At 57.0% G+C, this 305-nt stretch carries 1 pseudogene; it reads right to left on the bottom strand.

The window, feature by feature from the left end:
* Positions 1–305: pseudogene (locus tag C451_RS20430) on the bottom strand (IS66 family transposase); the annotation flags it as partial.

Genomic DNA, 305 nt, shown 5'->3' with positions numbered 1-305 from the left:
ATGTTGTAGATCGTCCCTGGTGAGACCGGATGATCGAGCTGCCAGTCGAACAGTTCAGCCTGTTTCCGGTGTGGAAGCCGGCCGTGATAACGGAGGAGAGCGGTTTGGGCCAGCAAGCGTGGCCCAAACCGCCCGGCTTTCGGACAATCAGGGTGTTCAGCGACGACTTCATTGCCACAGGAACACTCCTGCTTTCCGAGCTCGTATTCCGTGACTTCGGTTGGGATGGGGAGCGGAATATCGATGATGGTGCGGGAGATGTACTCATCAGGATCGGTGAGAACACGGTCGCAATCGGGGCAATA

Origin of the sequence: Halococcus thailandensis JCM 13552 (assembly GCF_000336715.1) — an archaeon.
GTDB classification, from domain to species: Archaea; Halobacteriota; Halobacteria; order Halobacteriales; family Halococcaceae; genus Halococcus; species Halococcus thailandensis.
The sequence above is the reverse complement of the archived record's forward strand: the minus strand, read 5'-3'. Positions and strand labels throughout refer to the sequence as shown.